Annotated in this window: 23 protein-coding genes and 1 pseudogene; 5 read left to right on the plus strand and 19 right to left on the minus strand. The window is 35.6% G+C overall.

Going from position 1 to position 24015, the window contains the following annotated elements; genetic code table 11:
• Positions 1-175 precede the first annotated feature (175 nt).
• The 13 genes and pseudogenes from ACVYAD_RS21000 to ACVYAD_RS21060 all read right to left on the minus strand — a co-directional run bounded on the left by ACVYAD_RS21000 (position 176) and on the right by ACVYAD_RS21060 (position 13195).
• Positions 176-1099 (minus strand): ABC transporter permease, encoded by a 924-nt coding sequence (locus ACVYAD_RS21000; RefSeq protein ID WP_476427835.1) that lies wholly within the window; start codon positions 1097-1099, stop codon positions 176-178.
• Complete coding sequence (locus ACVYAD_RS21005; RefSeq protein WP_476427836.1) at positions 1077-2000, minus strand: ABC transporter ATP-binding protein; 924 nt, start codon at positions 1998-2000, stop codon at positions 1077-1079. Before ACVYAD_RS21005 ends, ACVYAD_RS21000 begins: the two co-directional genes overlap by 23 nt.
• A gap of 5 nt (positions 2001-2005) precedes the next feature.
• On the minus strand, positions 2006-2701 hold the full coding sequence (locus tag ACVYAD_RS21010; protein ID WP_476427837.1) for an ABC transporter ATP-binding protein: 696 nt from the start codon (positions 2699-2701) through the stop codon (positions 2006-2008).
• A gap of 10 nt (positions 2702-2711) precedes the next feature.
• On the minus strand, positions 2712-3068 hold the full coding sequence (locus ACVYAD_RS21015; RefSeq protein WP_349658573.1) for a GntR family transcriptional regulator: 357 nt from the start codon (positions 3066-3068) through the stop codon (positions 2712-2714).
• On the minus strand, positions 3065-3838 hold the full coding sequence (locus tag ACVYAD_RS21020) for a hypothetical protein (RefSeq protein ID WP_349658574.1): 774 nt from the start codon (positions 3836-3838) through the stop codon (positions 3065-3067). The genes ACVYAD_RS21015 and ACVYAD_RS21020 overlap by 4 nt, the downstream gene beginning before the upstream one ends.
• A gap of 227 nt (positions 3839-4065) precedes the next feature.
• Positions 4066-4284 (minus strand): annotated as a pseudogene (locus tag ACVYAD_RS21025) (transposase); the annotation flags it as partial.
• Positions 4285-4708: 424 nt separating this feature from the next.
• Entirely contained in the window at positions 4709-6259 is a 1551-nt protein-coding gene (locus tag ACVYAD_RS21030; protein ID WP_476427838.1) for a hydantoinase/oxoprolinase N-terminal domain-containing protein, read from the minus strand.
• The gene (locus ACVYAD_RS21035) at positions 6252-7355 is read right to left on the minus strand and encodes a DUF917 domain-containing protein (protein ID WP_476427839.1); all 1104 of its coding nucleotides are present in this window, start codon (positions 7353-7355) and stop codon (positions 6252-6254) included. Before ACVYAD_RS21035 ends, ACVYAD_RS21030 begins: the two co-directional genes overlap by 8 nt.
• Positions 7352-8620 carry a cytosine permease gene (locus ACVYAD_RS21040; protein WP_476427840.1) on the minus strand — a complete coding sequence of 423 codons (1269 nt, stop codon included), beginning with the start codon at positions 8618-8620 and terminating at the stop codon, positions 7352-7354. Before ACVYAD_RS21040 ends, ACVYAD_RS21035 begins: the two co-directional genes overlap by 4 nt.
• Positions 8621-8744: 124 nt before the next feature.
• On the minus strand, positions 8745-9554 hold the full coding sequence (locus tag ACVYAD_RS21045) for a PucR family transcriptional regulator (protein ID WP_476427841.1): 810 nt from the start codon (positions 9552-9554) through the stop codon (positions 8745-8747).
• A gap of 150 nt (positions 9555-9704) precedes the next feature.
• Positions 9705-10898, minus strand: a complete 1194-nt coding sequence (locus ACVYAD_RS21050; RefSeq protein WP_476427842.1) for an RNA-guided endonuclease InsQ/TnpB family protein — start codon at positions 10896-10898, stop codon at positions 9705-9707.
• 569 nt (positions 10899-11467) lie between these two features.
• Positions 11468-12343, minus strand: a complete 876-nt coding sequence (locus ACVYAD_RS21055) for a PucR family transcriptional regulator ligand-binding domain-containing protein (protein WP_476427843.1) — start codon at positions 12341-12343, stop codon at positions 11468-11470.
• Positions 12344-12544: 201 nt separating this feature from the next.
• Positions 12545-13195: a TetR/AcrR family transcriptional regulator gene (locus ACVYAD_RS21060; RefSeq protein ID WP_349658583.1), complete on the minus strand. Its 651-nt coding sequence runs from the start codon at positions 13193-13195 to the stop codon at positions 12545-12547.
• 245 nt (positions 13196-13440) lie between these two features.
• On the opposite strand from ACVYAD_RS21060, the gene ACVYAD_RS21065 reads away from it, so the two are divergent.
• Complete coding sequence (locus ACVYAD_RS21065) at positions 13441-14304, plus strand: pentapeptide repeat-containing protein (protein WP_476427844.1); 864 nt, start codon at positions 13441-13443, stop codon at positions 14302-14304.
• A 195-nt stretch (positions 14305-14499) separates the two neighbouring features.
• Here the strand turns inward: ACVYAD_RS21065 and ACVYAD_RS21070 are convergent, their stop codons facing one another.
• Together ACVYAD_RS21070 and ACVYAD_RS21075 are read right to left on the minus strand one after the other, a co-directional pair.
• Entirely contained in the window at positions 14500-15015 is a 516-nt protein-coding gene (locus tag ACVYAD_RS21070) for a DUF4304 domain-containing protein (protein WP_476427845.1), read from the minus strand.
• Positions 15016-15273: 258 nt separating this feature from the next.
• Positions 15274-15660: a hypothetical protein gene (locus ACVYAD_RS21075; RefSeq protein WP_476427846.1), complete on the minus strand. Its 387-nt coding sequence runs from the start codon at positions 15658-15660 to the stop codon at positions 15274-15276.
• 263 nt (positions 15661-15923) lie between these two features.
• Between ACVYAD_RS21075 and ACVYAD_RS21080 the strand changes: the two genes are divergently transcribed.
• Together ACVYAD_RS21080 and ACVYAD_RS21085 are read left to right on the plus strand one after the other, a co-directional pair.
• A complete protein-coding gene (locus ACVYAD_RS21080; RefSeq protein ID WP_476427847.1) occupies positions 15924-16457 on the plus strand; it encodes a sigma-70 family RNA polymerase sigma factor in 534 nt (177 codons plus the stop codon).
• Positions 16450-17475, plus strand: a complete 1026-nt coding sequence (locus ACVYAD_RS21085; protein WP_476427848.1) for a DUF4179 domain-containing protein — start codon at positions 16450-16452, stop codon at positions 17473-17475. The genes ACVYAD_RS21080 and ACVYAD_RS21085 overlap by 8 nt, the downstream gene beginning before the upstream one ends.
• Before the next feature lie 387 nt (positions 17476-17862).
• Here ACVYAD_RS21085 and ACVYAD_RS21090 read toward each other — a convergent pair whose 3' ends face one another.
• From ACVYAD_RS21090 to ACVYAD_RS21105, 4 genes are all read right to left on the minus strand, one after another.
• Positions 17863-18078 carry a hypothetical protein gene (locus ACVYAD_RS21090; RefSeq protein WP_476427849.1) on the minus strand — a complete coding sequence of 72 codons (216 nt, stop codon included), beginning with the start codon at positions 18076-18078 and terminating at the stop codon, positions 17863-17865.
• Positions 18079-18645: 567 nt separating this feature from the next.
• Positions 18646-18819 carry a hypothetical protein gene (locus tag ACVYAD_RS21095; RefSeq protein ID WP_349658590.1) on the minus strand — a complete coding sequence of 58 codons (174 nt, stop codon included), beginning with the start codon at positions 18817-18819 and terminating at the stop codon, positions 18646-18648.
• A 286-nt stretch (positions 18820-19105) separates the two neighbouring features.
• A complete protein-coding gene (locus tag ACVYAD_RS21100) occupies positions 19106-19486 on the minus strand; it encodes a hypothetical protein (RefSeq protein WP_476427850.1) in 381 nt (126 codons plus the stop codon).
• Between the two features lie 1049 nt (positions 19487-20535).
• Positions 20536-21021, minus strand: a complete 486-nt coding sequence (locus ACVYAD_RS21105; RefSeq protein WP_476427851.1) for an NUDIX hydrolase — start codon at positions 21019-21021, stop codon at positions 20536-20538.
• A 397-nt stretch (positions 21022-21418) separates the two neighbouring features.
• Between ACVYAD_RS21105 and ACVYAD_RS21110 the strand changes: the two genes are divergently transcribed.
• On the plus strand, positions 21419-22462 hold the full coding sequence (locus ACVYAD_RS21110) for an ArsR family transcriptional regulator (RefSeq protein WP_476427852.1): 1044 nt from the start codon (positions 21419-21421) through the stop codon (positions 22460-22462).
• Entirely contained in the window at positions 22459-23673 is a 1215-nt protein-coding gene (locus ACVYAD_RS21115; protein ID WP_476427853.1) for an MFS transporter, read from the plus strand. Before ACVYAD_RS21110 ends, ACVYAD_RS21115 begins: the two co-directional genes overlap by 4 nt.
• The last annotated feature ends 342 nt before the right edge of the window (positions 23674-24015 follow it).

Genomic DNA, 24015 nt, shown 5'->3' on the forward strand with positions numbered 1-24015 from the left:
TTATCAATTATATTACCACTCGAATAAAAAATAAACATTATTTTTGAACTGAAGAAAGGAATTCAAAAATTTAAAATCCTATTACACATAAGCATGATTTTTATAGGAACAAAATATAGCCCAATTGGAAGCTTTTCTTCAAGCCAATTGGACTACAGTTCATTAATTCTTTTATTTATGCTGTGACGTCACGTTTCATAAAGGAGATATAGCTGATCAAAAGGAAAAGTACAGCATAAATCGCAAGAATCGTGAGTGAGAATGGCATTGTAATGCCGTCTAGTATTGAACTACTATGTTCATATTGTGTTAAATCTGAATGAGTTAACCAAACATATTTAACGATTTTATATTTGCTTAAGAACATCACAATCATACCGCCAGTAAACGATAAGAACATCGTTAAGCCAATCGCCAAAGAGCTTGAACGGAAAACAGAGCCTACTAAGAAAGCAAACAACATTGACATAACAAAGTTTCCACCAGTAAGTAAATAGTGATATGCTAAATCATTCCATATTGCTTTTTCAACAACCTGACCGTTGACTATTTCTAACTCAGCACCATTTGTACCACCAAATAGTATAAGCCCAACTAGAGCGCTAACTCCAACATTGACAATATATAATAAGAGTCCAAATATGAAAGTCGTTAGTAATTTTGAAGTTAATATTTTTGCCCGTGAAACAGGACGTGTTAATAACATTTTAATCGTACCAGTAGAGAATTCACTAGACACAATACTTGCGGCAACAATAACTGTAAATAATGTGACTAAATTCAGCATACTACCTGTAAATGACATAAAGCCTGCTAAGTCTTGAGACGGCACATCATTTGCTAATCGATACTCAGAAATAGCTATTTTCTCTTCATAGATATTTTTATCCTCTGCCGATAAATTGTCATCATTCAGTATTTCTTTATAATTCTCAATGGCCTGCTGTTCACTTTCCTGCCATGTGCTACCCTCTTTTGTTTCATAGTATTTCATCATAATACCAGGACCAATAATAAAGAGGATTACTAGCGCGACCATTGCCCAAGTTCCTTTTTTATGCCATAACTTCATCCATTCATTTTGCATTAGCTTCAACAATTTGGCCACCTCCTGTCATTTCTAAGAATTGATCCTCTAACGTTTTTTGATGCGGTTGTACGGCAAATAATTGAATTTCTTCGTTAACAAATTGGGTAATGAGTTTCGGTATGTCCTCTTTTTTAATTTCCACTACATAACCGTTATTTTCCGCCACAAAGTTGTAATCGAGCTTTTGTAGAAGAGCTGCAACCTGATCATTTGGTGTAGCTTCAATATAATAAAACGAAGATGTTTCAACGTTAATATCACGAATATCGATGAGTTTGCCGTTTTGTATGACAGCTACTCGATCACACATTAATTCAATTTCGGATAATAAATGGCTGGAAACAAATACAGATACGCCTTCCTCCGTCGCAATTTTACGCAAGTACATACGAAACTCGCGGATACCTGCTGGGTCTAAACCATTTGTTGGTTCATCTAAAATTAAAAATTTTGGTCGATGAAGTAGTGCTTGAGCAAGCCCTAAACGCTGACGCATCCCTAGCGAATACGTCGAAACCTTTTCATGAATACGATTTTCAAGACCGACCTGTCTCACTACCTCTTGAATACGCTCTTTTGTAACATTTTTATGCATACGCGCAAAGTGCAATAGGTTTTTATAGCCCGTCATAAATTTATACATTTCCGGATTTTCTACAATTACACCGACTTTACTGATCGCTTCCTCATAATTGTCCTGTAAAGAAAGACCATCAATAATGACTTTCCCTTCTGTTGGATTCATAAGACCTGTCATCATACGAATTGTCGTTGTTTTCCCTGCACCATTCGGTCCTAAAAAACCAGTGATTTGCCCTGGATATAAATCGATATTCAATTGCTGAATCAATTGCTTGCCACCAATAGTTTTTGATAAATTTTGCAATTGAACAATTGGTTGTGTTGTCATAAATTTCACCCTTTCTTATAATACGCCTTCATCCATTGCACAGCATCCTTATTCGAAACATCTCGAATCGTCTCTACTTCCTCTTGTGCAATAATCGATCCATTTTGCAATAAAATGATTTGATCTAAAATAGGCTCTACCTCATATAACTCATGCGTTGATAATAAAATTGTTTGGTGTTCAATGTCAGTAAATTGAATTAACCCTTTAATTAACTGTTCTCGAACGATTGGATCCAGACCAGAGAAAGGCTCATCCATTAAATAAAAAGGTACTTCTCGCCCAAGAGTTGCGGCCATTTTCATCCGGCCACGGTTCCCCTTCGATAATTGCCGTAACTTTACATTTTTATCAACCTGTAAAAATTCTGCAACGATACAAGCTTTATCATACGAAAAATCTTCGAATTGAGAGGCATAGTGCTGAAAAAGCTGCTCACCTGTGTAAAAATCAAAAAACAAATCAATATCTGGTAAATAGGCAATTTCGTCAGCACTTCTACGTGTAACAGGCGTTCCATTTAGCAATACCTCACCACTTGATGGACGTAATAAGCCGGCCAACACTTTTAATAGTGTCGACTTGCCACTACCATTTTCCCCAACAAGCCCAATGATTTGTCCAACAGGTATGGAAAAAGACACATCTTGTAAAATAGGCTTTTTCATATAACGAAAAGAAACATTTGATAGCTGTAGCATTTATTTCACCTCATGATTTATTTTGTAAAACAACGAGCATCTCATCCTTTGAAAACCCAAGTGCTTCAATAGAAGTTAAAAAATGATCTGCCAGTTGATTTTTCATATCTTCCCGTAATAGAGTAATCCGCTCATCATCGGTTGTAATAAATGTACCTTGCCCTCGTTTGGTTTCCGTTATATTCATTGCTTCTAACTCCTTATACACTCGTTGCACAGTATTTACATTGACACCTGTTTCCACTGCATATTCTCGAACCGAAGGAAGTCGATCCCCAAGCACTAGCTTCCCTTTCAAAATATCCCCACATATCCGATCTACGAGCTGGCTATATATGGGCTTATCACGAGAAAAGTCGATTGTCATCGTAAAACCACCTTTTCAAGCCACTTTGTCGCTATGATAAATAAGATCGCTAGCCAAATGATCGATGCCACTTCTTCTACGACATAAAATGAGCCTAAAAGTAGCTCCGTCGTTTGTATTTTCGGGAAATATTGATCCAACCACGTTAACGGAATCTCTACATGATGGAAAATATTATCATATAATTTACTTTCTGTAAATTTAAACCACAAATCCATACTGAAGAAGAAGGTAACCATAGTAATAACAATAGAAAATCTACCAACTAAATGTTTCATTTGGAGATTAAATGCTAAAAATAATACCATTATTACAAACATCATCAATTGAAGAATTACAATAATTGCTACAATAAACAACAGCAATAAAAGTACTTGGGCGAAGTTACCAACAATTTCATCTCTGATTTTGTAAATAGCTAAACTCACAAAGATAAAATTGAAGATAGCGTATCCTATTAAGGAAAATACGATTTTCACACCTACAAGCTGTGCGATAGAACTAGTTGAATGCAGCCATATCTCTTTGCTCTTTAAATCATGACGCATACTAGCTAGGAATTGTAATATCGAAAAAAATCCCCCTATTATAAGTACTAGTATTGAGAAAGCAAATGACAGCTGATTTTCCATCGTAAATCCATCACTTAACCGCCTTATTAAATATGGAACTACCATCGACAGCATAATCCCTATAAAAACCCCTACAAATAGCCATGTCCGATAAAGCACCCATTCCTTTTTTAAAAGCCCTGCGAATTTTTTCAACATAAACACCTCGTGTCATAGTGTACTAGTCAGATATTACACTATGACTTTTAAATTTGCAAGTATTACTTCAAAAAAAGGAAGAACCCTTTGATAAAGGACTCTTCTTTCATGAAATGGGAAAGCTGTATCTTCGTCTTCGGTCTAAATTAATGCTGAGGTTTCTCCTATTCCTAATAAATTAGAATACTATGCTAAAACTCAACCTTTGTGAATAGGGGTGAGTGGAGATCAGAGTAAGCTGCGTCACCAATAACTGTATTAATTTTCATACCTGCTTGTCTGCTTTTTTCAATTAACTCTTGAAGATATTTTCCATCGCTTTTTTCACCTGTTGTAATGACAGCCCCTGTAATAATACGTTCATCACTCAACGCGATATGTGTCTTATACCCGAAGAAAGAAGATTCCGACGTCTTATACCCTTTTCGCGCATCCGCATCAGAAGACTAAAATGAATGAAAAATCAACAAGTTCATTGATTTGGCGAAGTATATTATCTTTTGGCACAACAATATCGTAGATCGCCATATATGGACTTAATTAAGGGTTTCTTGATTTTGAAATCATCGGGGGTACCACCTGCACATTGATTCTTTTATTATAAAGGAAAGCGAGACAGACGAGACCCCGCACGAAGCGAAGCGTAGGAGGAGGCTCGGCGCTCGCCCGCGGAAAGCGAGCGGAATGCTTCGGAAAACAACAGTAGAGTCACAGTGTCAAATGAAAAAAGCGAGGTATTCAACGATTTAATTGTTGAATACTTCGCAATGTGAGAAGATATAGACTTTTTCAGTGCCCTCTAAAAAATATGGCACTTCCTTGATTTTATTCTATTTAGTTTATTTACATTAATTTAGCTGAAAGCAATTGCTAGCCCATTTTCCCAACTACTTTAACTTTTAATCTCGTTGCATTTTCCGGGTGGTAGGCAAGAGGTGTTTCTTCTACTTCTACTAACTCAATCGTCTCAGCAAGAGCTCCTGCTAAAACAGCTTGTTTCACTGCTTTTTCTTGAGCATCGTTCAGAGAAATCTCACGTGGCTCCCTAGAGTAAATATAAATTTGTTCATATTGACCACTTATTTGAGCAATAGACGCACCAATTGCATTTGCTACAGTCCCATTTTCAAATTTAACAATATTGGAGACTCCTCGAAGAGTTTCTGGAACAATAACACTCCCCCCACCAACTAAGACAAGCTGAACATCTTCTGATGAAGTTTTCATTTTATCAATGGCTTGCTCAATTAAAAATGATATTTCTAATTGAGCTTCTTTAGCGAACGCTTCATCAATATGCGCTACTAAAGAACAATCACCCACTTCAGCTAATCCAAGACGAACTGCAATGTCTGTTGTCGTAAGAGTATTCCCTCCGAAAACAAGTGCTTCTTCAGAAATTTTGTACCCAACGCTATCAGGTCCAACCGTAATTTTCCCATTGTGTACTCGGACAATACTGCCTCCACCTAGTCCAACCGAAATGATATCTGGCATTCTAAAATTTGTGCGAATATCCCCTACTTCTACTGCTACAGAAGATTCGCGCGGAAATCCATCCTGTAAAACACCGATATCGGAAGTTGTTCCACCAACATCCAAAACCATCGTATCTTTGATTTTGGCTAAATAAGATGCGCCACGTATGCTGTTTGTCGGTCCACATGCAATCGTTAAAATCGGGAATTGTTTAGCATAGTCAATTGACATCAAAGTTCCATCATTTTGGCATAAATACACTTTGGCATTGAAAATCCCCTCACCTTCTAACGCATGAACAAAGCCTGTCGTTGTCGTTTCAATTACTTTGCTTAAAGCCGCATTTAAAATGCTAGCATTTTCACGTTCAATTAAACCTACTGATCCAATTAACGACGAGCAGGAGATTGGGAATTCTTCTCCATAAACTTCTTGTATTAGTCTGCGAACCCGCAACTCTTGATCATTTTTAATGGAGGAAAAGACGCCAACTATCGCTATAGAGTCTACTTTATCACGCCAGTCCTCTAAAAGCGTTTGAATCTCGCCTTCATCAAGCTCGCCTAAAAGTTGACCATCGTATTCATACCCCCCATGGACTAAAGCATAATTTCCCGATAATTTTTCAATCATATCTTTAGGCCATGCAGTATATGGAAGTACAGAGGCAGTTGCTGGATAGCCTAGTCGAATCACACCGACTTTCGCTAATTTTTTACGCTCTACGATGGCATTTGTACATTGCGTTGTTCCTAACATTGCATGCGTAATTTTCGTTTTATCAATATTCGATTCTTGTAATAAGTTTCGTAATGCTGTTTCAATACCTGTTTTAATATCTACACTTGTTGGCGATTTAACACTATGAACGAGATTGCTATGTTCATCTAAAATAATGGCATCCGTATTCGTCCCACCTACATCAATTCCAATCTTATACATGTTCAGCACCCACCTTTTTAACCAATTCCTCAATTGGAGCATAATCGTAATCATAACCAAAATAGTTTGGTCCTACTGTTTCTATTCCTTTATCAGTTCGCCATTTTTCATTGGCTGGCAATCCAATTACTCGGACACGCTTACCGTATTTTAAACTTTCCGTTGTTACTGGCAATAAAGTCTCATAATCTACTAAACAAATTAAATCTGGGGTCATTGCTATAACTTGATCATTTATCTCAGCGATAAGATTTTCATTTTGGAAATGAACTTTCATTTTTTCGTTTTTATTGACTTCCATTCCTTCCAGATTCATTTTTCCAAGATTAAATCCACCCTTTGTTTCTCGTATCACATCGACAATTTTACCTTGGAATAATTCATAGCCAGAAACTAGCTGTAACAATTCATGAAGTTTATCATTTACATTTCTATTTTTGGAAGCAATTATTTCTCCGATTTTTTCTGAAAGTGTAATGATATGATGGACTCCGCTCTTTTTAATCTGAGCTCCAGTCGTTGGGTACAAACTAACTAAAGAGCTAGCGCCCATTTCAACTGTTGCTGAACGTGCTATCCGTTCTGTCCATTTATTATTAATCGTTTCAAAAATCCCGATATTTCCTTTTTCATCAGTAATGGCCATTGGTGTTGCAGAAATACCGTCCAAATTAAACGTCACCATTTGTAATTCAGGGAATGCACGCCCCATGCCATCACAGTCAATGAGTGGGATATCCAGTTGTGCCGCTACGACAATCGGGATCATCGAATTCACTCCCCCTGCTTCCATTGGATATGTTCCTGTAATCTTTTCTTGTCCAATATACTTCGCTAGTTTTTGAAAAACTTTAACAAACTCATCTCCTCGCGGAAATTTCTCGACTAGAACAGAAGGTGCCCCCATCATAGCAGCTGGAATGAAAAAATCTTCATCTTCAATTTCATCCACTGAATACAATTTAACTGGACCATTTTTTTCAATTGCAGAAAGAGCCATCATCTTCCCGATATAAGGGTCCCCTCCTCCGCCTGTTCCTAAAAAGGCTGCTCCAATCGCAATATGTTCAATAGCTTCTTTATCTAAATATCTCATCTATTTTCCTCCAATATGACAGTCTTTTGCATTGATAAACGATAACCGAAATAATAAATGACAAATGAAATAACAATTCCAATTAAGGGCTGATTAGGTAATTGCGGCAAGCTAGGGAATAACGATAAAACAACTGGGATACTAGCAACAACTGCCCCTACTAGCCATGAGAAAACACCTAAACGATTGACACCGTCAACTTCCTTCCAGCTTGTTTGATCCCCTTTATTTATCACCCAATAAGAGGCAATCATAACGCCTGCAACTGGAGGAATCATCGCAGATAATATCGACATAATGGGTGTAAAGTAATTTAAAATACCAATCACAGCAAGTATAGTCCCTACCGTTCCAGCTAGAGCAATCGCCATTTTTTCTTTGTCCTTGGAAATATTAAATACATTAATTAAGGCGATTCCTCCAGAGATTGCATTTACCAAATTGGTTTTCCATGTAGCTAAAATCAAAGCAATCCCACCGATTAATGGCGTGACAATATTCAGAAAGACTGCAGTAATATCACTTGTTTGATAAGCGATTGTTAAAACAGCTCCAACACCAATCATCAATACTCCAGCTGGAATAATGCCAAATGTTGCTGCTTTAAAAACATCGGAACGTTTTTTGGAATATTGGGAATAATCACCTGCGATTACTGCCCCAAGTGCAAATGAACCGATTGTTATAGCTAGTCCATCCGAAAAACTCATGTTATTTTTAGGTTTGTAGTCCAAGATAAGCTGTAGCGTGTCACCAGATAAAGCTTGCGTTAAACCTAGTAGACAAATGACAATTAAGAAAGGAACTGCAATATAGCTTAAGACACGTAGCACTTTGATGCCATAAACAGCTGAAATTACCATCACCAAACCACTAAGTAAAGAAGCTACGGGAATAGGTACATTCATATCATACTCTGCAAATAAATTAGCTAACGCAACTCCGCAAACATTGGCTTGAATCCCAAACCAACCTAAGCAAGCAATCGCCAAAATAATAGAAAGAATCGTCCGGGATCCCTTTTTACCAAACACTTGTCCCGCGACATGAACGGTTGGCTTTCCTAAATCACTACTTTGCATTCCTTGAAAAATCATGATGATTACTTCAATTGCATATCCAACAAAAGACACGGCTAATGCCTTCGTTAAACCCATACCAGAAATCAATGTATTCCCAACTAATAAGCTTGGTATACAAATCATTGCGCCTGCCCAAATAATCCCTAAACTATACCAAGACTGACTTTGCCCATCTTTCTCCATTTTGTCCCCTCCTTTTGAATTAGTTAATGTTTGTTATTATAAAAGAAGGAAGAGACCTATGTCTTTTTCGAAAAAGAAAAAAAAGTCTGAATTTTTGTCTTTCTAGACAAAGATTCAGACTTTTCTAACCATTTATTAGTCGATAGATCATGCATGCCATATATACATCGTAAAATTCCGAATAAGCCGTTACATCGTTTCCGATTAGTTCACTAATTTTTTTGATACGATACTTTACTGTATTTTTGTGAATGAATAAATTTTTCCCACATTCATCAAAACTACCATTTGCATCTAAAAGAAAAGCCATTAATGTATTGAGGGACTCTTTTTCATCTAAAATCGGCTCAATAACGGAAAGGGATTCTTCAATCACTTCTTCTCCCTGTTTACTTAAATCAATAGCTCGTTGCATCGATCGAAATTCAGCGGCAGTAAACAATTTGCGCATTGGATAGATGATATGAGCTTTCTCTCCTACTTGATTCACCAATTGATACATTTGACGGACAGCTTTCGTATTTTTCATTTTCGGTGAGTAAACAATTTCTGATATTTGGGAGTAGTAATTAGTTGTTTCAATAAACTCAGTAGCAATCTCATATTCATGAAGTTTATACAAGCCATTTCCTAAAAGAACAATAATACAGCGATCAATGCATTGAATCACTGTCGTTTGATAATATTTTGAAAGTTGCTCTCCAAGTTCATCCCTTATTTTTTTCTCTTCTGATATATCGTTAATATAAATTAACCACAACATTTGAATAGTTGAAACATCGATATTTAGCATGTTAGCTAGTCTTCGCTTTTTGTCACTTTCATCATTAATAATAGCTTTTACTAATGCATATTCACTAACTTCATCGTGCTTGTCCCCCGATACGAAAAACATATACATTTCTAAAATGTAGACATCTCTACTGTGACACAACTTATATCTTCCGACTTTCGTATGTTTGTCTTCCTTATTCTCCGAGTCTGGTTTCGCAAAAAGCTACTGCCATTTAATATGACTCTCCAAAGGCTTAAATTCCGCAGTATCGTTGCGTACACATCTAAGGTTTAGTTTCGGTTAAATTCCTTAGATTAAGTAATTTGCTAAGTTAATGCTTGCGTTCAAATCTCTATCCAACTTTAATCCGCAAGAGCAGATAAATAATCTGTCTTTCAGTCGCAAATTAGATTTGATTTGCCCACAAGAAGAACAAGTTTTGGATGATGGATACCATCTGTCGGCTTCAATAAATTCAATTCCGTATTTTTGACATTTGTAGTGAATTTGCCGTTTGAATTCATATAGCTTTTGCCCGGCTACCGCCTTCGCCAGATGTTTATTTTTCATCAACCCTTTTACATTTAAATGTTCCATTACAATACGAGATGGTTTGGTTTTCACAATCTCATTAGAACATTGATGTAAATGATTTGTTCGGATGTCGTTAAGTCGCTTATATAAATTACGGATTTTAGTGCCTTGTTTTTGAATATTTTTCATATTCTTTAAAGGTATTTTATAGATTGGCTTTCGGTTTTTAGTATACTCTTTCGTGTTGGCCTCAAGCTTCCGAGCTAGTTGTCGTTGTTCTCGTTTCAACTTTCGCTCTAATCGTTTGACTTCTTTGGTTTTGTTGATGTTCTTTTTGAACTCACCATCAGAACAAACTGCCAATTTTTCAATACCTACATCAATTCCTAAACTTTCGCCTGTCAAATCATATGGCTCAAATTCTTGCTCAAATCCAATGGATAAGAACCAATTTCGTCCGTCGAATGAAATGCGTGGATTCGAATATTTATGACCTTTTTTAAGCTTAGGAAGTGCATTGCAAGTTTTCACATTACCAATTTTTTCACCTCTAAAACCTTCATTCGTTCGTTTTAAACTTTCGTAATTTACATAAAAACTAACTTTACTTCTTCGTCTGCTTTTGAACCTTGGCTTTCCAGTCATGCCTTCGAACCAACGCTTTCTACCGATGTCAGCATCTTTCACCGCCTGCTTCATCACATTGCTTCCAACTTCCTTAAGCCATTTATGCGTTGATGGTTTCAGTTCGTTATTGATTTTTTTACGAACTTCGCCCTCTTTGACTGTACGCTTCTCGTCGTTATAAATACGTTCACTTTCAGCCAAGAAATAATTATAAGCCCATCTCGCAGTCCCCGCAGACTTCCAAAACAAAACCTCTTGTTCTTTAGTTGGTTTTAGTCTTATCTTTGTCGCTAGCGTTACAACATTTACGCCAACACGTTTAGCAAATTTCTCAACGGACATTCATTCCATGCGTACCACCTCTCTTTCACTCGGATAAAATCACATTACCCTATTTAGAGAGTTTGTTAACATTTTTATAGTTGTATATGTTTTTCTTGTTCACATGACGGCGCAACCCTTCATGCAGTCTTTCTCTCACGAGTAGACCTCTTATGCTTTCACATAAGCGCAGACTATATCTTCATCTTATCCTCTGATAAGAGCCACATTTTTCTTCCGCCATTCGCTTGCGGTTTTACTCTCCCTCAAGGAGATAGTCGTTGAACGTCTTCCTTGTCTCATGAGAGATTTAGGAGTTTCGCTGCTAAACATCCATTTCCAAAGCACTTAGCGCCACCGTTTTCCGTTGTCACGATGATCCTTTACGGACACTGAGTAATTTTTTTCAGCTTATGCCATCCTTGTTGTTTTTTCTGCTTTCGCACCGTTACGTCTGCCGTTTCCAGCTCCGCGTTGGTCACAAGGCTTTAGGAGTTAAAAGCAATTAACGTGGAGTTCGCACCAATCGCTTGATACGAAGGGTATTCTGTTAGAAATTTATGCTTCTATACAGATTTGTATAGGTTTGTCTAAATTTGTTGTAACAGTTTAGTTACCCAAAGATTAATGGCCACTTGGACAACTTCACTTATTTTTTCAATGGTCTTTGCTGGTAATGGTGTGTTCTCTTTAATAACAAACAGAAAAAGCTGTTCTCCATTTTTTTGCTGAATACTTTTGTATTCAACGACACACGTTAAATTGCTTCTTTGTAATTCTAGTTTGCCTTTTTCCTTATGCAAATGACCGCGTGAGAATTCCTGTATGACTTGCCAAACATCTAAAGAAGAATTTCTAGGCCACATCACTTGGTTGACAATATCAAAACTACTATTAGTCAGTACAATATTAGCTTTCAGACGATCAGATAACATTTTCAGTGTGATTTCTACACTTTGTAAATGCTCTGGCAATAAGGAGACTTTTTCTAAAGTTTCCTTCACAAACTGATCATTAACAGCCTGATTACTAACAATCGCTTCCATCACTTCATAAATGACTTCATTATAACGTAGAGAGTAATCATTTTTAGGCATACAAATAATGATAAAACCTTGAGAATCTGCTAATTGCAGTACCTCCTCTGGAATTTCAGGCAAAACAATTCCTACATAATATAAAATAAGTCCCAATTCTCCAAGATCATGTAAGTGTTGAATGGTTTTACATTGTTGCTCAACACTATCTCTAATTGAATAAAAAGAGCTAATAACTAGCTCTTCTGCATACCACTCTTCCTGAACCGATTGGATGATCGTAGATAAAAAATCTACATTCGAAACTTCTAACACAGATAAAGAGGAGACCGTATGATTAAGATTAATTTTACCCGTTAATACTTCTGCCCCTCTAAATGATGGCAATTGTAGTAAATCTTTTACCGTTACCCCATTATTCTTCACCACTGCTTCTTGTTATATTTTTTATGTACTACCATGTGTGTTTTTTTTAGAAATCAATAATAAACTTTATTTACCCAATCAACACACCACATTTTCAAATAATTGCCAAAAACTTACTTTGAATCCATCTTACCGTTTTTTCTTTTTCATTTCTTCAGCTGCTCTGACCAAAGCAGAAGAAATTTTTTGAAAAGACGCTCGGAATCAACCATCGTTGTTTCCATTTTCTTCACCCCCATTGCCAAACATCTTCATCATGTACATAAGGCTTCCACTTTCGACACCGAGCAGTCTTTCTACGTTGAAGACAAAAGCTGGTATACGTGAAGCACGCTCTTCATCGGTCATATCAACCATATCATCATCAAAAACGGTATTCGTATAAGCCACAATCATTTCCATACATTCATAGGGATACGGTGTACTAAATAATCCTTGCTCAATACCCTCATGGATTATTTCCGTCAGTATCGGTGGCAGACCGTTCATGATGACCTTTTGTATTTTCTGATGCATAAGCGCGTTCTGGGGCTTATGTATATGGTCAATAATTTCTTTACCGTTTCCGCTACTTATGTTTAATGCCATTACAACACGGACAATTCGCTCGTGAACGGGGATGCTCTTATTTGCAGCAATTTCTTTTGCTGCACCTAGAATTTGAGCATTATACCGCTCAATTAACGCGTCCATAATATCCTCCTTCGACTTGAAGTGATAATACAGCGTTCCCCGTGCAATACCAACCTTTTCAAGAATATCGTTAGTACTTGTGCCATCAAAGCCCTTCTGACCGAAAAGCTCATCAGCTACATCAAGTATTTCGTTTCTACGCTCCATTGCTTCTTTTCTCATTATTACGCCTCCTCAATAGACCGACTGTCTGTCTACAAAAAATTATAACTTTTTTCTATAAATTGTCAATAGGCTGTTTCCATTTTGTAAAAAACTATCAATTCATTTTCCTGATCATCTAGAGTTAAACGATGAATATTGCCTCCTCGATATGTAGAAAACTTCCACACAAAAATATCCTTTTAATCATAATAAATGATAGAATTAAATGTAAGAAGTTTATGCGTTAAGAGAGGAAAACAACAATGTCTGAAGTGAAAAAAATGGATTTTACAAATGGAAAAAAGATTCGTGAAAGCTTACAGGCTGATTGCCAAAGCTGTTTTGGTCTATGCTGCACGGCTTTAAATATTGCTGCTTCTAGTGACTTTGCCATTCATAAAGCAGCCGGAACACCTTGCCCTAATCTACAATCAGATTTTAGCTGCCAAATTCATCATAAACTTAGAGATCAAGGGTTTAAAGGGTGTACAGTTTTTGATTGTTTAGGAGCTGGACAAAAGGTTTCACAAACAACTTTTCATGGACAAGACTGGCGACAATTCCCTGAAGTTTCCGAGAAAATGTTTCGTGTCTTTCCGATTATGGACCAACTTTATGAAATGATTGCTTACGTAGCGGAGGCTTTATCGTATAAGGTTGATTCATCTCTATATAACAAACTACATTTACAATTAGAACAGCTACAGCGTGCAACTGAGCTGGAAGCTGATGCATTGCTTGCAATAGATATTCCTACTTTCCGACTGCCAGTGAATGGTTTACTGTTAGAAACAAGTGAGCAAATTCGCCAAAGTCTTATCGTAAAGATTGGAAAAAACACTCGAAAGTATGACAATCGAGGGGTTGATTGGATGGGGAAAAATTTAAAAGGCAAAGATTTAAGAGCAACCGATCTTAGAGGTTCTTATTTAATTGCTGCCAATCTACAAAATGCAGATTTAAGAGGGGTTGATTTTATTGGTGCAGATTTACGTGATGCCAATTTACGCGGCGCAGACCTTTCAACAAGTATGTTTTTAACCCAAATGCAAATTAATTCAGCACAAGGCAATCTTCAAACAAAATTACCCTCCCACCTGAAACGTCCGTCTCATTGGGTTGTATAACTTGAAAAAAGGCAGATGAGAGTAATTTATCTGCCTTTTAGAATGTAAAAAAACATATTTTGTTTGGGTAAAGCTGTATGGTAATTTAATCGGTAACTCCACTTGTAGTGAAATCATTTTATTATTAGCCCTAAATATTCAGCGAATTCTTTGATGAATTCTTTTTGTGAATCCAGTTCGGATTCAGGATATACTTTATTTATTCGCTTCATTATTATAACCATATGAATTACATAGTATTGTAAGGAAGTGAGGGCATTCGTACCAGCCCTGTTCTTCTTTTCTTTTCATTTCCTGGATTACATCTTCTATTGTTTGGAATTTCTCAAAGTATGGAAAAACCACATTTTGCAAGTCGCTTTGGACTTCCCTTTTAATTGCATCTAAATTATTCGAAAGACCAATTTTATACCAAGTCTCTGTCTCATTTTTCAACTCAGATATGCGAAGTCTAAGAACGGAATTATCTTCTGTTGGAAATTTTGGTGGATCCTCTTTATAAAATGGCCCATACAATTTAACAGTAAAAATTCCAGTATTAAACGTAAACTCAACATCTTCTTTCGAATTCCACTTAGAAGTTTGGATATTTACAACCCACGCAAAATCCGGGAATATCTTTGCGAAATGATTTCCTTTCTTTTTAAAACCTTTAGCCTTAAATAAAGGAGGAATATCATCTTTAATAATCTGCTTTAATACATCCTCCATAATTATCGTCTAACTCTCCTTTTCTATTTTCGCCATGAGTGATATTCTCCCTTGATAATTGTATTCCCCCCTTATTGAATCAACCCGCTTATGTTTGTTCAATAGTATTCGAATTTCTATTCTATTTAGCACTGTCAAATAGTAGTTAGAAGATAACAAAAGGAATTGCAGTTAACTGCAATTCCTAACTTGCTGGCTATGTAAGAATTTGTTATTGTTTAGAAAATTGAACTTTTGAAAATTGCGCCCGCTTCTAAATTATATGTCATAAACAAACTTTGAACAAATACCCCAATAAGAGTTCTCATAGTATTCTGGATATTCGATAAGAAGTTGTGAACGTTCAATCCACAATTGAAGTTCTTTTGATTCAGCTGTTTTTTCCATCGTATCTAGTAATTGAGATAGCTTTTGAATTTCTTCATTGTCCCCTACTCGAACCGTATCTCCTGTGAATACATATAAAGTATTAAGGAAATAAGAAGTATGTTCACATTGCTTATCCTCAACGAATGTACAAATCATCGGTATATTTTCAGATTTATAAATGGCGAGTTCCCAATCTTGCTCAGGTGCCATTTCATCACTATATGCCCATTTTTTTATTTCTTTTTGTGTAGGATTCCAAGGGTCTTTAAATTTCATTTTATGCTCCTTTAAAATTAAAGTAATATTAATTTTCTTCAAAATTATAACACGGAACATTGTAAAATGGTATAAAAAATGTAAATTTACAACAAATGAGATGACTATTATAAAAACTGAATAACAAGGAGAGGAGACATTCTTTTTAACGGGAATGGTAGCCTTTAGAGTACAAGTTCGAGAAATGTTTTGCTTAATTAATAATTGTGCAACCGATTTACTAGTTCATTCGACTTTATTGTGTAACGGATAGGAGGACCAAAATGGATTTAGGAAAAATAGTGAAAAAAGCAAAAAAGGGTGATGATGAAGCATTTGAACAACTGATTGATTCTGTTCGACAAAAGCTGTACCGAACTGCCTATGCATACGTTAGAAACGAACAAGATGCTTTAGATGTCTATCAAGAAACAATTTATACAGCCTATATTTCAATAAAAACATTAAAGAAGCCTGAAAGTTTTTCTAGTTGGATTACAAAAATTCTAGTTTTTAAATCGATTGATTTTATTCGAAAAGAGTCCCGCCATTTTACTGCGGATAATGAGGAAATCTTTAATGAATTAATCGCTTCTGAAAATAACGATTTTATCATGCATTCAATGGATTTGTCAGAAGCCTTTAAATTCTTAAACCCTACTGTAAAAACCATTATTTTGTTGAGATACTACCACGATCTGTCCATTAAGGAAATTGCTGCGATCATGAATTACCCGGAAGGAACCGTTAAATCACACTTAAATAGAGCAAAAAAAGAGTTAAGACCCATTTTAAAGGAGGGTTATCTGTATGAATAAAGACAATTTCAATCGATCTATCGACAACATAAATGTACCTGTTGAAAAGCTAAAGGCAAGGGAGAAAACGGCTATCTTTCAAGCCAAGAAAAAAAGAAAAGTAGGAAGAACAACTAAACAGTCAATCTTAGTTGCATGTGGGCTATGTATATCTTTGCTTGGTTCTGGATTTGTTTCAACAGGCATGGCAGAAGCATTATCAAATATTCCCCTGATTGGTCCAATTTATAAGGACTTTAGAGACATTGCCTCAGATAAAATCGAACACGATCAACTTACGACTGTAATTGATAAACAAGATAGTAAAAATGGCTTAACAATGACTGTAAAAGAAGCAGCTTATGATGGGAGCCGGTTAATCGTAACAGTCGTTTACACAGGAGAAAAGGAACTTTCGATGGAAGAAGAAATTGTCGGCTTTAATTATATAACAATTAATGGACAACCAGTTAAACCAGCGATTGGTTCAACTGGGCAAGATGACATAAACTCAAAAACAATAATTGAACATCATCAATTTACCTTTTCTAATTATAATGAATATGGAGAAGAAATTGAGATTGCCGTCCATGGAGAAGATTTATTTGGCTATGAGGGCAAGTTGAAGGTGTCTTTCCCACTAAAAAAAATAAAAGGTGATGTTTTTGAATATTATCCAGAAGTTACAACTAAAACGGTGGATGAAGTTTACACGTTAACAGCCGACAAAGTAACATTTTCACCTCTATCAACAAGAATAGACCTAACGATTGATTACCCTACTGAAATGGATGAAAACGATAGTTGGCCATGGTTTGATTTCTCTGTAGTCGATGATAATGGTCATGTATATGATAAACTGAAACTACAAGCAGGCATGGCTGTTGGGAACTATGGTCATCATATGGTACTGACTTTGCCTCCAATGGATACGATACCAAAATCATTTACACTCAAGCCAAGTCATACAAACAATGAGGGCTTTAGTGAAGAGATAAAGGAATTGGAATTGGTCGTTCCTATAAATAAAAGTAAATAATGACCTCGTTTGTTTCGTTTACTCATATTGTGGAAGTATCTAAATTGAACATCGAATTTTATTAAAAGCCACTTGAAAAGCCGAATTCCATAAACATTGAATTCGGCTTTTTATATTAAATATTCATAACGTTGAAAATCCGCATTTTCCTGATGCTCCCCCTATTTGAAGTCATATTCCTTCTTCCACTAATCTGTCTCCGTAAGTTCAATAAAAAAGAGCTGCATATGCAACTCAATGATCATCAAGAAAAAAACCTCATTAGTTGAAGAAGGTCCTAATGATTTTCATCTAATTAGATAACGCGGTCTTCAATACCTTGGTTATAAATGTTCAATATTGTAGCAAGATCAATAGTTGTGCTCTCTATCCTTTCAACTATTTTTTCTACTGCTTTGTAACTTGCATACTGCCGATGATAAGCATGATAATACCAATTACCGCCAGAATAATCTGAACTAAAAATGGACTTAATGAAAACACAGTTTCACCTTGCAAGTGCAAGCTGAATAACCTTTCATTCTTACCCACAATCGCCAATAATGGCTTAAGAAACAAACTTAGCGCTAATAATACTATCCCCCAAATAATATTGCTATTCATTTATTCAAAACCTCTTTTCCAATTAAGATAAATGAAAATTAGTTCGCAATAAAACGATTTATCATTGTCATTCTATAATATTCGAAATCGTCAATGTTTGCTTGATAATATCCACAACAAGTCAAAAATTCGCTGTAATAAAAAATTGTCCACCATCTACCGTAAAAAGTTACTCCTCCACCTGCATAATCGCTCCACTCGCACATGTCATACATTATAGCACTGTGGTCGTTGCGACCATTAATGATTGTAATATCATACGCGATCTTCTAATGCCTAATTTAGGCTATAGCTTAAATTATTGTTTTCTGAGCCTCTCCGCAAATTCTATGCAAATTACCTACTATTCCTTAAATAAAATAGCTATCTTCTTAACTCATTTATGGCAGAAATACTTTTAAAGTCTGCTCTTCTCATCTCTTGCCACCCATATTTTATCGTTTTCAACTATTCTGCCGGTTTAGTTTAAGGAGAAAATGGCTCCACTCCTTATTGACGTAAAGCCTCCGGTAGTTGAATAAGACAATACAAAATTCGATTATCCTTTAAGATTGAAATCCACTCTAATCATTCTATTTGTGACCAAAGACCATGTACTTCTTGTTTCTGCATTTCAATTGTCCAATAAGAAAAGTCATCTTCAGTAGGATTTTTTGGTGGCTCTTCAATACCTCGCTCATTAGCCTTCAAATGCAATTGTTTAGCATTAATATATTGATCATCCCACCATACATCAGTCACATTTCGGGTACATATAAGTAATTTAATATATTTTCCTTTCAGTGTTTACTGGTTTCTCCCCATAAATTGCAATTTGATGGGCAGAGAGTCAATTAATTCGATAACCATTATCTATTGTAATTGTATAACAAGTTAAGCCAACACATTCATTTTATGTAATAATTTACTAAAAATAAATATAGGTGCTGCCCTGTTAGCACAAGAAGCGACTGTTCTAACTGAACAATCGCTTCCCGTTAGTTTAAGTAGAATACTTCACAAACTCTAGCTGTTCTCACGCAACATATCATTTCCTTTTGATTTTCTGCGTTTTAGCAAATACATAACCTGATAATCCTAGTGACGCACTAATAACATAGCATTTATAATTATTTTTTTGTAAGAATTGTTCGAGTTCATTCATATCATCGTACCAAATCGGCCAAGCATATAATTTATGTGATTCAAATTGTTCTTTGTTCTCTTCGAAAAATGTATTCAAATCTGTTTCTTCAATATCAAATAAAATACTTCCCGCCATTACATGATCGAAATAATGTGCTAAGTAATTCTCGAATGTAACAGTTACAATTTCATCTGCCACCGTTTCGATATCTAATAGCAATTCATTTTCTAGAAAATTTGCTGAGTATCCTACTAACACACCATCGTGAATAGATATTGTCAATCACTTCCTCCTCAAAATTGTTGCGTTGTTTGAAAATGAAATAGTTGAAGAAGAAAAGTGAAGCTTATTAAACAATCGCGCCCGTTTGTGGAACAAGAAAATATCTTACCTATCTACACAGAAATTTGACCAAAATTTTTCACAAAAGATCAGACTTTATTATAAATCATCAAACTTTATTTCGAAGCCACACTAGAACAATATAGAGCATATTTTCGATTTGCTTTTTCGAAATTTCCGTTAGTATTGAAAATACGGAGAAGCTATTCGTTCTGCGGCAGGGGATTTCTTCAGGTGAAAATATTAAAAATAAATCTGAAAAGATGGCATAACTCACACTCCAACTGTATATAAGGTAGTGTGAAATAAATTTGACTAGGAGAATATGAACATTATTATTTCAGTGTTAGCACCAATATTTGTGCTTTTCGGAATTGGATTGTTGTTAGTATCAGGCGTAATAGTAAATAGTAAGATTACTAATGCTAATAGACGGCCACAAAATCGTTGGGACTATCATCCATTTACAACGAGGACCGAAGTAGCATTAGTTTTTGCTTGTTCCGGTTTCTATGTTCTAATCATAACAGCGAGTATGGTTTATAGTATAACGGCATAGAAAACAAAGAGGTCCTTTTTTAAGGGCTTTTTTTGTTGGGCAGGCTTTCAGCTCAACTGATAAGCATATCAACGCTAAAGCGTTGTGTCATTGTCGTTTCTCGCTTCCCTCTAAATCACAAACGAACGGTAGACTGTAAGAAAGAGGGCCAGCCCCTTTCATATTCAGCTCGTTCTATTGCAATGGTTAATTCTTTGTAAAACACTGTATAATTTTTATAAAAAAGTTTGATTATTTCCTACTGTTGATGTCAACAATCGCGCTCGATTGTAGAAGATTGTTTTTCAACTAAAACCCCTATAATAGTATAAAAGAAGACCCCCACAAATGATGTTATCACAGCATTCCTTGATGTTTTGCGTCTTCACAAACATTTATTTGAGGACGTTTTTATTGAATGAATATATGTATAATTCTTTTCACGTTCCTTTTAAAGACGAATAGAGCCATAATGATGTCGCCCTTCAAAAAGAAAAGCAATGATACTTTCATAATAAGGTATAAATTTTTCAAGTTCGATTAGCCTTAATATTTCCTCTTTAGAAGCCCATTTTACTGCTTGTACCTCTTCAGTTTGTAAAGTCAATTCATTCAAATTAAAGTCATATTCAATGAGGTAATAATCATCAAATCCACGTTCAAAATTATAATGAATCCCTAACTCCTCGAATAACTCTCTTGAAGCAGCTTGCTGACTTGTGTCGCCTGCAATAGCACTACCACCACAAGTAATGTCCCAAAGATTCGACCAACCTTTCTTAAAAGGCTGACGCTGCTGAATAAGCATTTCTCCTTTTGAATTAAATATACAAACGTGTACTACTAAATGAAACTCGTCTGAAACCATTTCATCTCCGCGAGTTATTTGTTTCGCTATTTTATTGCGTTGTTTATCATATAAATCCCACTTTTCCATTGTTAAACTCCTTATGAATTTTTAGTGTAACTAGACTTTTATTATACCGCGAAATAAGTTAATAAAAGTAAAATATGAAAAAATTTAAATTCTAATTTTTATATTTGTTAGTCTAAATTCTTCCCAAGGCGTCATTTGGTAATATCCATTTAAGTTTTTATTCAACAATCATGGCCCTTTAATGAAAACGAGCACTGATTCTTGTTACTGAATCGCGCCCTTTAATGGAATAACTAAAATACGGGCTTTTATTACTGTAAACATCTCTCTTTTAAGATTTCAATAAAAGGAAGTATTTTGTTACAAGGGAGCAAGCAGAAATTTTAATTCCAAATTTATTGAATAAAAAATTCTAATATATTAGAATATAGGAAATACATAATAAGGAGGCTCTTTTATGAAACACCTTTATTCTCCATATCCAGCTGAAAGCATTTCCTTACAAGTAGAATCCTCACCTGTTTGGGAAGTGATACTTGGTATTGCAGGGTACACACATGGACAACTTCGACATACATTCGATTTAGATGAAAAGTGGATATCAGAGCAAGATTCAATGCCTTCATCATTATTAAAACATTTGAAGGTAATTGAGGAGACCAATTTATGGTATGGACTGATTATGCTTCAAGATAAACTATCTGCATTATCTGTTCAAGATTTTTCGAATCAACTTTCAGAAATTCCAATTGCTCGCTTTTATGACATACTTTTGCCGTACAAAGATCGGAATACAGAACCTATAAGAAAAGCGACAGCCACTGAACATCATCGAGATGAATTATTTGAGAAGTATGCGACATATTTTGAAGACCACGATTACTTAGGTGGATATGTGCGTAATCTTAGTCGTTATACACAACAAGAAATTTGTGACCTATTCAACAATACATTGGTTGAGTGGTACATGTGGGTAAGTCAACAAGAAGAATGGGAAAAATGGACTCATGCGCTTGCTTTTGAACAGAAACAATACAAATCATTGGATATAACAAATCCTATTGAGGAAATCGAACGAATTACGGGTGGAATCAAGTATCTCCCTGAACCTTCTGTCTGGAATGTCAAATTAATTCCACATGTATCTTATCGTCCTTGGATCTTAGAAAAACGCACACCTGATACTAAACTTTTCTTTTATCCTTTAAAGGAAGAATATTTGATAGAGCCTGGTGTTCCATCAAATGAGTTAATTCGTGGTCATAAGGCCTTAGGGGATGAACTTCGATTGAAATTGCTTTATCAACTTCTAAAGGGGCCTTTATCACTTCAAGAGTTGAGCGTGCAGTTTAATACGTCTAAAACAACACTACATCACCAACTTTCTATATTAAAAGCAGCAAAGTTTATTCGTGTTGATAAAGGGATCTATTCAGCAAATCTAACGCAGATTAACACTTTTTCTGGACGACTCACTCAGTACCTGGAGGTTCACAAATGAATAAGTTCTCTAAGTCATTTAAAGCACTTTGGATAGGTGAAATTGTATCCGAATTTGGTGGAGCAGCTGGAGGAATTATTAATGGATTGTTACTTTATGAATTGACAGGTTCAAGGGAATGGATGGGTGTACTTTGGCTTGTATATTTTATCCCCTCTTTAATTTTGCAAGGCATTAGTGCGCCTTTCCTAAACCATGTTGTAAAGGAGAAAATGCTTCAAAACATACAGTTGATTCGTGCTGGAGCCTACATCCTTCCACTTGTTGGTTATTTAATTGGTACAGACGTGGGAACCATTTTAGGATTAGTCATTTTACAATGTTTGTTAGGCTTGATGCAACCAATTTACGCAAGTCTATCTTTTTCACTTCTACCAGAAATTTGTAAAGAGAAAGAACTTGTCGAAGCAAATGCATTACTAGATGGAACTATTCGACTTATGAGTTTTATCGCTCCTGGAGCAACTTCATTATTGCTGTTGGTCAGTCCTATACATTTTATATATGGGTTTTCATCTGTTATGTTCCTCGTCAGCTTTCTCGCACTTTCACGTATCCCTCAATCAAGTAAGAAGAAAGTGGCAACTTGGACAAAGAAATTTTGGTGGGCAGAAATGAAGGAAGGATATCGAACATTCTTTAAATATCCAAATCTTTTTCGACTTATCATTCTTTCTTCCACGGTACAATTTGCGGTTGGAGCAACGATGGTTTTAAGTATTCCTTTTATACGAGGAGACCTTAATGGTCATTCTTGGGAATATGCGATCTTTTCTGGGTCTTTCCCAGTCGGTTATGCTGTAGGTATGGTACTACTTACGAAGTTACCAAAAACCTATCAAACTATGTACCTTGGTTTAATAGGAGGAGGTCTTTCATTCGTACTCTTGTTTTTTGTAAATTCAGTTCCTATTGCATGGGTGTGTGAATTGTTTGGAGGAATGGTATTTCCTTTATTCAATGCTCAAAGTGCAGCAATTTTTCAGCGTGAAGCTCCTAGAGATCGTTTAACCCAACTAAGTGCAGTTCGATTACTATTCATTCGAGTTACCATGCCATTAGGGATATTGTTTGCTTCCTCAACATTTTTAGATTTAAGTACGCGTCAAATATATGCGATTGTTGGTATGTTAATTGTTTTACCTGGATTATTTCACCTCCTTGCTTCATTTTCCCAACCAAATAAAGATTTACTTACAAATAAAAAATAAAAAACAAGTAAATGTAGCTTTAGAATACAGATTGATCAAAAAGTTACCTTCAGACTTTATTTATCAGCAAATGCAAAAACTCCATTTTGAAAAAAGATTGATCAAAATGGAGTTAATCTTTATCTAACTCTATATTTCAACAATAACATCCATTGAAAACGTTCCTCAACAATCTGGCCCGATTGTTGAACACAAGTTAAACAACACTCTTCAACTAAACTCCCTCTATAAACATTGATGTATCAACGGTTTCCGCCATTTCATGATGAAGAGAAAATATTTTTTCACTTCATTTACAAACAGTGTTTTGAATTTATTGTTATAATTTACAACTTAGGTGTA

This window comes from Lysinibacillus sp. G1-3, from assembly GCF_056322905.1.

What these genes read in the sequence shown, in the direction of transcription:
- ACVYAD_RS21005 (WP_476427836.1), bottom strand. Translation starts at nt 2,000, where the DNA reads ATGACAACACAACCAATTGTTCAATTGCAAAATTTATCAAAAACTATT.
- ACVYAD_RS21010 (WP_476427837.1), bottom strand. Translation starts at nt 2,701, where the DNA reads ATGCTACAGCTATCAAATGTTTCTTTTCGTTATATGAAAAAGCCTATT.
- ACVYAD_RS21015 (WP_349658573.1), bottom strand. Translation starts at nt 3,068, where the DNA reads ATGACAATCGACTTTTCTCGTGATAAGCCCATATATAGCCAGCTCGTA.
- ACVYAD_RS21020 (WP_349658574.1), bottom strand. Translation starts at nt 3,838, where the DNA reads ATGTTGAAAAAATTCGCAGGGCTTTTAAAAAAGGAATGGGTGCTTTAT.
- ACVYAD_RS21030 (WP_476427838.1), bottom strand. Translation starts at nt 6,259, where the DNA reads ATGTATAAGATTGGAATTGATGTAGGTGGGACGAATACGGATGCCATT.
- ACVYAD_RS21035 (WP_476427839.1), bottom strand. Translation starts at nt 7,355, where the DNA reads ATGAGATATTTAGATAAAGAAGCTATTGAACATATTGCGATTGGAGCA.
- ACVYAD_RS21040 (WP_476427840.1), bottom strand. Translation starts at nt 8,620, where the DNA reads ATGGAGAAAGATGGGCAAAGTCAGTCTTGGTATAGTTTAGGGATTATT.
- ACVYAD_RS21050 (WP_476427842.1), bottom strand. Translation starts at nt 10,898, where the DNA reads ATGTCCGTTGAGAAATTTGCTAAACGTGTTGGCGTAAATGTTGTAACG.
- ACVYAD_RS21060 (WP_349658583.1), bottom strand. Translation starts at nt 13,195, where the DNA reads ATGAGAAAAGAAGCAATGGAGCGTAGAAACGAAATACTTGATGTAGCT.
- ACVYAD_RS21065 (WP_476427844.1), top strand. Translation starts at nt 13,441, where the DNA reads ATGTCTGAAGTGAAAAAAATGGATTTTACAAATGGAAAAAAGATTCGT.
- ACVYAD_RS21070 (WP_476427845.1), bottom strand. Translation starts at nt 15,015, where the DNA reads ATGGAGGATGTATTAAAGCAGATTATTAAAGATGATATTCCTCCTTTA.
- ACVYAD_RS21075 (WP_476427846.1), bottom strand. Translation starts at nt 15,660, where the DNA reads ATGAAATTTAAAGACCCTTGGAATCCTACACAAAAAGAAATAAAAAAA.
- ACVYAD_RS21080 (WP_476427847.1), top strand. Translation starts at nt 15,924, where the DNA reads ATGGATTTAGGAAAAATAGTGAAAAAAGCAAAAAAGGGTGATGATGAA.
- ACVYAD_RS21085 (WP_476427848.1), top strand. Translation starts at nt 16,450, where the DNA reads ATGAATAAAGACAATTTCAATCGATCTATCGACAACATAAATGTACCT.
- ACVYAD_RS21090 (WP_476427849.1), bottom strand. Translation starts at nt 18,078, where the DNA reads ATGAATAGCAATATTATTTGGGGGATAGTATTATTAGCGCTAAGTTTG.
- ACVYAD_RS21105 (WP_476427851.1), bottom strand. Translation starts at nt 21,021, where the DNA reads ATGGAAAAGTGGGATTTATATGATAAACAACGCAATAAAATAGCGAAA.
- ACVYAD_RS21110 (WP_476427852.1), top strand. Translation starts at nt 21,419, where the DNA reads ATGAAACACCTTTATTCTCCATATCCAGCTGAAAGCATTTCCTTACAA.
- ACVYAD_RS21115 (WP_476427853.1), top strand. Translation starts at nt 22,459, where the DNA reads ATGAATAAGTTCTCTAAGTCATTTAAAGCACTTTGGATAGGTGAAATT.